The 8,017-nt window shown below is 68.5% G+C and carries 8 protein-coding genes and 1 tRNA gene; 7 read left to right on the top strand and 2 right to left on the bottom strand.

Annotated elements, in window-relative coordinates:
• Positions 1-114: 114 nt before the first annotated feature.
• Positions 115-825: an EAL domain-containing protein gene (locus tag AB0305_RS21910; RefSeq protein WP_364136606.1), complete on the bottom strand. Its 711-nt coding sequence runs from the start codon at positions 823-825 to the stop codon at positions 115-117.
• A 242-nt stretch (positions 826-1,067) separates the two neighbouring features.
• A tRNA-Ser gene (locus AB0305_RS21905) sits at positions 1,068-1,155 on the bottom strand.
• A 153-nt stretch (positions 1,156-1,308) separates the two neighbouring features.
• Here AB0305_RS21905 and AB0305_RS21900 point away from each other — a divergent pair.
• The 7 genes from AB0305_RS21900 (at position 1,309) to AB0305_RS21870 (ending at position 7,859) form a co-directional block, all read left to right on the top strand.
• Positions 1,309-2,292 carry an NAD(P)H-quinone oxidoreductase gene (locus tag AB0305_RS21900; RefSeq protein WP_364136608.1) on the top strand — a complete coding sequence of 328 codons (984 nt, stop codon included), beginning with the start codon at positions 1,309-1,311 and terminating at the stop codon, positions 2,290-2,292.
• A 131-nt stretch (positions 2,293-2,423) separates the two neighbouring features.
• Positions 2,424-2,957: a PadR family transcriptional regulator gene (locus AB0305_RS21895; RefSeq protein ID WP_364136610.1), complete on the top strand. Its 534-nt coding sequence runs from the start codon at positions 2,424-2,426 to the stop codon at positions 2,955-2,957.
• A 149-nt stretch (positions 2,958-3,106) separates the two neighbouring features.
• Complete coding sequence (locus AB0305_RS21890; RefSeq protein ID WP_364136612.1) at positions 3,107-5,407, top strand: carbon starvation CstA family protein; 2,301 nt, start codon at positions 3,107-3,109, stop codon at positions 5,405-5,407.
• A gap of 11 nt (positions 5,408-5,418) precedes the next feature.
• Positions 5,419-5,610: a YbdD/YjiX family protein gene (locus AB0305_RS21885; protein WP_364136614.1), complete on the top strand. Its 192-nt coding sequence runs from the start codon at positions 5,419-5,421 to the stop codon at positions 5,608-5,610.
• Between the two features lie 189 nt (positions 5,611-5,799).
• A complete protein-coding gene (locus tag AB0305_RS21880; RefSeq protein ID WP_290256515.1) occupies positions 5,800-6,447 on the top strand; it encodes a bacterial proteasome activator family protein in 648 nt (215 codons plus the stop codon).
• Positions 6,448-6,453: 6 nt separating this feature from the next.
• Positions 6,454-6,900, top strand: a complete 447-nt coding sequence (locus tag AB0305_RS21875) for a hypothetical protein (RefSeq protein WP_290256514.1) — start codon at positions 6,454-6,456, stop codon at positions 6,898-6,900.
• A gap of 113 nt (positions 6,901-7,013) precedes the next feature.
• Complete coding sequence (locus tag AB0305_RS21870; RefSeq protein WP_364136616.1) at positions 7,014-7,859, top strand: aldo/keto reductase; 846 nt, start codon at positions 7,014-7,016, stop codon at positions 7,857-7,859.
• Positions 7,860-8,017: the final 158 nt, after the last annotated feature.

The raw sequence follows: 8,017 nt of genomic DNA, 5'->3' as shown, positions 1-8,017 counted from the left end.
CCCCGCGTGTCCCTGATTTTCCCCCCACCCGCGGCCCTCTTTCGCGCTTACCTGCCGGTCCGCCGACGGCCGGTCCGCCCACGGGCACTATCGCCCTATGATGCGGCGATGCGGTTACGCGACGGCGGGAACCTCGTGCAGGTCACGGACGGCGGGCAGTTCCTCGAAGGCGGGCTTGGCGAACCAGTATCCCTGGAAGAGGCGGATGCCGGCGGCCTTCAGCATCAGGTACTCGGCCTCGGTTTCGATGCCCTCGGCCAATACGGTGATGTCGAGTTTCCCGGCGATGGCGACGATCCCGTCCACCACGGCCTGCCGTGCCGGGCTGGTGTCCACGTCGCGCAGCAGCTTCATGTCGATCTTGAGCAGATCCGGCTGGAAGTCCACCAGCAGGCCCAGGCCTGCATGCCCGGCGCCGAAGTCGTCGATGGCGGTGGTGAAGCCGTGCTTGCGGTATTCGGTGATGATCTTCTGCAGGTGCGCGGTATCCGCCACCTCTTCGTTCTCGGTGAACTCGAACATGATGGCCGACGTCGGGAAGTTGTTCCGCCGGGCGGCGGACAGTGTGGCGCGCAGGCAGGCGGCCGGCTCGTAGACGGCGTTCGGCATGAAGTTGATAGAGAGCATCAGGGGCTCGTCCGCCGGGAACAGGCGTGAGGCGAGTTCGATGGCCTTGACCCGGCAGTCCTGATCGAAGCGGTACTTCTGTTCGGGGGAGACCTGGGACAGGACCGAGTAGGCGCCCTCGCCGGCGAGCCCGCGCACCAGTGCCTCGTAGCCCCATACCCGGCCGGCGACGGCGTCGTAAATGGGCTGAAAAGCCATGCTGAAATCGAAGTCGAGTTTCGCGGCAGTGCTGCAGCCGTCGCAGGTCATAGGGGCGTCCTTTCGTGGTTTAGGTCCACCGTAGGTCCACCGCCCGTGCCCGCCCCGAAACCGGCCGTCCGCATTTTTCCGTGTCGGAGGCGTCCAAACCGTCCAAAGACTGCCCCGGTACGGGAAAGGCCGGTGCCCGCAGCCTCTCAGCTGCGGCCACCGGCCTCTTGGCGCGCACTGGGCGCATCCCGCGGAAGGTAAGAGATTCGAACTCTTGGTACGGGGTTACCGCACACTGGTTTTCAAGACCAGCTCCTTCGGCCGCTCGGACAACCTTCCCTCCCGCGTAGTCTTTCATAGTCGGCGGACGGCCACAAAAGTCTTGATGGTCCCCGCCGGAGCCCCCGCCGCGTCCTAGGCTGGGGGAAGTGCACGTACGGCTGGCCGTGGCCGGCGGGCAGGCAAGACATCGGTGAAGAAGCGGAGAACTCCATGAAGGCTGTCTACATCTCAGAGCCCGGCGGACCCGAGGTCCTGGAGGTGCGGGACGTTCCTGCGCCGGTTCCCGGCCCCGGCGAGGTCCTTATCGACGTCGTGGCCGCCGGGCTAAACCGGGCGGATGTCCAGCAGCGCCGCGGGTTCTACCCGCCGCCCCCGGGTGCCTCGGAGATTCCCGGGCTGGAGGTCTCGGGCCGGATCGCGGGCTTCGGCCCCGGTGTCACCAAGCCCTTCTCCCAGGGCGACAAGGTGGTGGCGTTGCTGGCAGGCGGCGGCTACGCCGAGCAGGTCGCCGTGCCGGCCGGCCAGGTGCTGCGCGTCCCCGACGGCGTCGACCTGGTCACCGCCGCGTCCCTGCCCGAGGTAGCGGCCACCGTGTACTCCAACCTCGTCATGACCGCCCAGCTGCGCGCCGGCGAGACCGTCCTGATTCACGGCGCCACCGGCGGCATCGGAACCATGGCCATCCAGATGGCCAAGGCGCTCGGGGCGCACGTGGCCACCACCGCCGGCACCGACGAGAAGTTGGGAACCGCCAAGGCCTTCCTGGGCGCGGACATCGCGATCAACTATGCCGAGGAGGACTTCCCGGCGAGCCTCAAGGCGCAGAACGGCGGCCACGGGGCGGACGTGATCCTCGACGTCGTCGGGGCCAAGTACCTCGCGAAGAACATCGAGGCGCTGGCGGACTACGGCCGACTGGTGGTGATCGGGCTCCAGGGCGGCACCACCGCGGAACTGGACCTGGGGCAGTTGCTGCGCAAGCGCGCCGCGATCATCGCAACCTCGCTGCGGCCCCGGCCGGTGGAGGAAAAGACCGTCATCATGGACGCGGTTCGCGACGCCGTGTGGCCGCTCCTGGTGGACGGGCAGGTCCGGACGCTGGTGGCAAAGACCTTCCCGCTGGACCAGGTCCGGGAGGCCCACCGCTACTTCGACTCCGGCGAGCACATGGGCAAGATCCTGCTGGTCATGTGAGCGGAAACATGCCGTTCCGGGCATAGCACGGCACGCGGCGGCGGGCGAATCACGATACTGTAATTCCATGCACGGTATACACGCGTCTTGGGGCGCGTGTATCCCGTCGCCCTGCTAGCGTCGGATACACCATGTCTATCCGCCACAGCCTGCTCGCGCTGCTGCAGGACCGCCCCCGCTACGGCTACCAGCTGCGGACGGAATTCCACGCACGCACCGGCTCCGCCTGGCCGCTGAACATCGGGCAGGTCTACACCACCCTCGACCGCCTCGAGCGCGACGGCATGATCTCCCGGGACGGCGACGACGGCGCCGGCCACATTCTCTACAGCCTCACTCCGGCGGGCGCCGATGAGGTACGGACCTGGCTGCGGACCCCGGTGGGGCGCAGCAACCCGCCGCGGAACGAGCTGGCCATCAAACTCGCCCTCGCCCTGACGCTCCCGGGAGCCGACGTCGGCGGAATCATCCAGACCCAGCGGGCCGTGTCCATCCGGGCGCTCCAGGACTACACCAAGGCCCGCCGCGACGCGGCCGCTCAACCGCGGCTTGCTGACACCGCCCGCCTGCTGGTGCTCGACTCCCTGATCTTCCAGACGGAGGCCGAGGTGCGCTGGCTGGACCTGTGCGAGGCCCGCCTGATGCAGCTCACCGGCCCCGCCTGAGCCGCCGTTGGGCGCGGCGTCTTTACCGTCCGGCGATCGGTGCGGTGCGCGGCGTCGCCGCCGGGACCCGTGAGGTGCGCCACGTTGGTAAGGTGCCATGGGGCAGGTCTGACCATTGGCCTGTCCGATGGGTTTCTCAAGGAGGAGACATGGGCACCATGCCAGCTGGCAGGCCACAGACCGCTGATCCCGAGGACGGCATCACGCCGGTGCCGGGACTGCCACCGACGGCCGTTGACGAGACCGTCCGCGAGGCGGAAGAACGAAAGTGGACCCCGGGGAAGATTGCCCTCTGGGCCGCCATCGCCCTGCTGGGCGGTGTCGCCTGGTTCATGCTGGCGATCATCCGCGGCGAGACGGTCAACGCGATCTGGTTCGTGTTCGCCTCCGTCTGCACCTACCTGATCGGGTACCGCTTCTACTCGAAGGTCATCGAGCGGTACATCACCAGGCCCAATGACCGCCGCGCCACCCCGGCCGAATACAAGGCCGACGGCAAGGATTACGTCCGCACGGACCGCAATGTCCTCTTTGGCCACCACTTCGCCGCCATCGCCGGCGCCGGCCCGCTCGTCGGCCCGGTCATCGCCGCGCAGATGGGCTACCTGCCCGGCACCATTTGGATCATCATCGGCGTCGTCCTCGCCGGCGCCGTCCAGGACTATCTGGTCCTCTTCTTCTCCATGCGCCGCGGCGGCCGGTCCCTCGGCCAGATGGCCCGCGAGGAACTCGGCGTCATCGGCGGCACCGCCGCCTTGATCGCCACGCTGCTGATCATGATCATCATCGTCGCGATCCTGGCGCTCGTCGTCGTCAACGCCCTCGGCGAGAGCCCCTGGGGTGTCTTCTCCGTCGGCATGACCATCCCGATCGCCCTGTTCATGGGCGTCTACCTGCGCTACCTCCGGCCCGGCAAGGTCATGGAAGTCTCCATCATCGGCTTCGTACTCCTGATGGCCGCCATCATCGGCGGCGGCGCCGTCGCCGGCACCGAATGGGGCGCGGCGTTCTTCCACCTGGACAAGGTCACCATAGCCTGGGGCCTGATCATCTACGGCTTCATCGCCGCGATCCTGCCCGTGTGGCTGCTGCTGGCCCCTCGTGACTACCTCTCCACGTTCATGAAAATCGGCGTGATCGTGATGCTGGCCCTGGCCATCATCGTGGTCCGGCCCGAAATCACCGTCCCGGCCTTCAGCGAATTCGCCTCCCGCGACAACGGCCCCGTCTTCTCCGGCGCCGTGTTCCCGTTCCTGTTCGTCACCATCGCCTGCGGTGCCCTCTCCGGCTTCCACGCCCTGATCTCCTCCGGCACCACGCCCAAGCTGATCGAGAAGGAACGCCAGACCCGCCTGATCGGCTACGGCGGCATGCTGATGGAATCCTTCGTCGCGATCATGGCGCTGGTTGCGGCCATCTCGATCGACCGCGGCATCTACTTCGCCATGAACGCCCCGACGGCGCTGACCGGCGGCACCGTGGAAACGGCCGCGCAGTGGGTCAACAGCCTGGGCCTGGCCGGGGTCAACATCACCCCCGACGTGCTCGCCCAGACCGCCAAGGACGTGGGGGAGCAAAGCATCATCTCCCGCTCCGGCGGCGCCCCGACGCTGGCCGTCGGCCTGGCCCACATCATGCAGCAGTTCATCGGCGGCACCGCCATGATGGCGTTCTGGTACCACTTCGCCATCATGTTTGAGGCGCTGTTCATCCTCACCGCCGTCGACGCCGGTACCCGCGTGGCCCGCTTCATGCTGCAGGACTCGATCGGCAACTTCGTCCCCAAGTTCAAGGACCACTCGTGGCGGCCCGGTGCGTGGCTGACCACCGCCGTCATGGTGCTGGCCTGGGGCGCCGTGCTGCTGATGGGCGTCACCGATCCGCTGGGCGGCATCAACACGCTGTTCCCGCTGTTCGGCATCGCCAACCAGCTGCTGGCCGCGATCGCCCTCGCCGTCGTGCTGGCCATTGTCGCCAAGCGCGGGACGTTCAAGTACCTGTGGATCGTGGCACTCCCGCTGGCCTTCGCGGCCGTCGTGACCATCACCGCCAGCTTCTACAAGATCTTCTCCCCGGTGCCGGCGGTGGGCTACTTCGCCCAGAACGCGGCGTTCGCCAAGGCCCTGGCCGACGGCAAGACCTCCTTCGGGACGGCGAAGACGACGGCGGCCATGGAAGCGGTGGTCCGCAACACCATGATCCAGGGCTGGCTTTCGGTGATCTTCGTGGTGCTGAGCATCATCGTCATCATCACCGCCGTGATCGCCGCCGTGAAGGCTTACCGCAACGCCGCCAAGGGCATCGCCAACGTCGAGTACGAGGACCCCGCGCAGCCGTCGCGCGTCTTCGCCCCCGCGGGCGTCTTACCCACCCCGGCGGAGCGGGAGCTGCAGGCCGAGTGGGACAAGCTGCCCGCCGACCGCCGGCTCGAACACTCGGCGCGGCACTAACGGAGCCGGCCATGAATGCGCTCCTCACGGGCCTGCGCGGTTTCGCCGGCTACTTCAGCGGCGTCCTCGGGGCCGACGCGTACCGGAAGTACCTGGAACACCACCGGGATTCCGGGCACACCGGGCCCCCGCTCACCGAGCGGGAATTCTGGCGGGACCACACGGACCGCCAGGACACCAACCCGCAGGGCCGGTGCTGCTAGGGCCGGGCCTGATCCACGACGGCGCCGCCGGGGAACCCCGTGTTCCCCGGCGGCGCTTTTGCGTGTCCGGGCGTCGTCCCGGCGCATCTTCCGCAATCTTCCGGCGGCGGGCGGCTGTGGGCGAACGCGTGACGTGCCCCGGCGTCATGAAGCCCTACCGAGTCCGGATCCGCGTGAGAGTATGAAGCCATGAGCGAGCCGACCGACGCGCAGCCCGGCGAGGACACCCCCGTTGAGGGCATCGCCACCCCCGCGGGCACACCCGAGACCACCCTTCCGGACGGGGCGTCCGGCAGTCAGACCCCCGAGGCGGCCGCACCCGGCCGGCCGCGGGGCAGCCACGTCCAGGACCTGGTGGACGAACCGGCGAAGGTCATGCGGATCGGGACCATGCTGAAGCAGCTGCTGGACGAGGTGAAGTCCGCCCCGCTGGACGACGCCGCCCGGGTCAGGCTCGCCGAAATCCACGAACGCTCCATCCGTGAGCTTGAGGACGGGCTTGCCCCCGAACTGGTCCAGGAACTGGAACGGATCCACCTGCCCTTCGGCGAGAACGGGGCACCCTCCGACGCGGAGCTGCGCATCGCCCAGGCCCAGCTGGTCGGCTGGCTGGAGGGGCTCTTCCACGGCATCCAGACGGCCATCGCCGCCCAGCACGCCGCCCGCGAACACGCCGCCGCGCAGATGCAGCTGCGCCAGCTGCCGCCCGGCACCATGATCGCCCCCGGCGTCATCATCGGCGAGAACGGCGAACCGCAGCGGGCAGCGGAGCCGCGGCCGGGCGCGGATCCGGCCCAGCCAGCGGACCCGGACCACGGCCCGGGCCAGTACCTCTAGGGAGCCATGGGATTCTTCAGCGCCGCACGGCAGGGCCGCAAGGACGACGCCGAACTCGGCAAGGGCCTCTGGCGGCGCGCCCACGACCGCTTCGTCCGCGGCCTGGACCGCTACCACCAGGTGCTCGAAGGCGTCGAGGACGAGACGCTGTACGCGGAACTCGTCGAGATCGCCAACGAACTCTCCGACCTCGCCGTCCGGGTCCGCGCGGTCTGCACGGAGGCCCAGCGCCGCTCGCCCAGCGAGGGCCTGGACATTCCGGGAAACCTCGCCGCGGTACACCGGGCACTGTCGACGGCGGGGAACTCGCTGGCCATGACGGCGGAGGCGGCCGCGATGCTGCGCCTGGCCGTGGGCCCGGTCCCGGTGGGCGCGGCGTCGGTGCGCCGGCGTGCCGAGAACGTCGTTGAACACGTTGAAGACGCCGAACGGCAGCTCGCCGCAGCCTCCTGACGTGGCCCGCCGCCCACGCCACCGCAGGGCGTGCGGATATTCCGGGTTAAGCGGCTAGCTTAGCGGCGCCCGGAACGCTGGTGTCCGGGCCGCGGGCTTGGCAGGATACAACAATGACTTCTTCACCTGAACTGACTTTCAATGACGGCAACACCATCCCTCAGCTCGGTTACGGCGTGTGGCAGGTCGAGGACGACGTCGCGGAAAAGGTCGTAGGCCAGGCCTTTGAGGCCGGCTTCCGCCACATCGACACCGCCAAGATCTACGGAAACGAGGCCGGCGTCGGCCGCGCGATCGCCAGCTCCGGCCTGAAGCCGGAGGAAATCTTCATCACCACCAAGCTGTGGAACTCGGACCAGGGCTACGAATCCACCCTGAAGGCGTTCGAGGAATCCATGGAGCGCCTTGGCCTGGAAACCCTGGACCTGTACCTGATCCACTGGATGCAGCCCAAGCAGCAGAAGTACGTGGACACCTGGAAGGCGCTCATCGAGCTCCAGAAGCAGGGCCGCGTGAAGTCGATCGGCGTCTCCAACTTCTCCAAGGAAGGCCTGCAGGAACTTATCGACGCCACCGGCGTCGTCCCGGCCATCCACCAGATCGAGCTGCACCCGTTCTTCAACCAGGCTGACCTGCGCGAGTTCGGTGCCGCCAACGGCATCCTCACCCAGGCCTGGTCGCCGCTGGGTCAGGGCGGAGAGCTGCTGGAGAGCGCTGTCATCAAGGAGATCGCCGCCAAGCACGATGCCACCCCGGCTCAGGTGGTCATCGCCTGGCACCTGGCCATCGGCAACGTCGTGATCCCCAAGTCCGTCACCGAGTCCCGGATCCGCGAGAACTACGCGGCCCTCGATGTCAGCCTGGACGAGACGGACATCCAGGCCATCAACGGCCTGGACCGCACCGCCGAGGGTGCCGGCCGGATCGGCCCCGACCCGGCCGTGTCCGACTTCGCCTAAGCCGCGAAGCCGGCGGAGCCCACCGCCTCGCAAGGCCCCTGCAGGCGTGACCAAGTCACGACTGCGGGGGCCTTTGCCGTGCCCGGTGCGCGCTGATCGGCCGGGGCCTGAGCGGCGGGCTTAGGCGGCGGCGCGGGCCGCCGTCGGGCGCACGACGT

This window comes from Arthrobacter sp. NPDC080086 (assembly GCF_040702285.1).
Note: the sequence above shows the minus strand (reverse complement) of the source record. Positions and strands in the feature narration are given on the sequence as shown.